Below are 659 nucleotides of genomic sequence, written 5' to 3'. Positions count from 1 at the left end.
TCGCCCGGTTGCGTGACCTTACTTGCGCACAGGCGGGCGGGCATCCCGGCGCAGGCGTTTCTCGCCCATCAGCAGCAGCAGTGGCGCCGCGATGAAGATGGAGGAGGACGTTCCCACCACGATCCCGAACAGCATGACCCACGCAAAGCCGGACAGGCTGGCCCCGCCGAAAAGCGCCAGCGGCAGCGCGGCCAGGAACACCGTGGTGGACGTGCCCAGCGTGCGGCTGAGGGTTTCGTTGATGGAGAGGTCGATCAGTTCCGCCAGCGGCATCGTGCGGTATTTGCGCAGGTTCTCGCGCACGCGGTCGTACACCACCACCTTGTCATTGGTGGAATAGCCCAGAATGGTCAGGATGGCGGCCACCATGACCAGATCGAATTCGAAATGCGTGATGACCAGGAAGCCGATGGCCTTGGTCAGATCCAGCACCAGCGTCACCACGGCGCTGACCGCGAACTCCCATTCAAAGCGGAACCAGATATAGGCCAGGATCATGAACAGGCTGATGCCCAGCGCGAGCATGCCGTTGCGGAACAGTTCCTTCGAGACCGAGGCCCCCACCGCATCCGCCCGCAGCACCTGCGCGCCGGGCAGGGTGGCGATGGCGTGACGCACGGAGTCGACCAGCGCCTGCGTGCGGGCCTCATGGTCGGGTT

General features: G+C 64.6%; 1 protein-coding gene. It reads right to left on the bottom strand.

Annotated features, from left to right (window positions below; genetic code table 11):
- Positions 1-18: 18 nt before the first annotated feature.
- Positions 19-659: protein translocase subunit SecF (gene secF / locus JCM25156_RS19485; protein ID WP_025814475.1), on the bottom strand; the 641-nt coding region annotated here is incomplete at its 5' end.

It is taken from the genome of Komagataeibacter kakiaceti JCM 25156, assembly GCF_000613305.1.
Note: the sequence above shows the minus strand (reverse complement) of the source record. Positions and strands in the feature narration are given on the sequence as shown.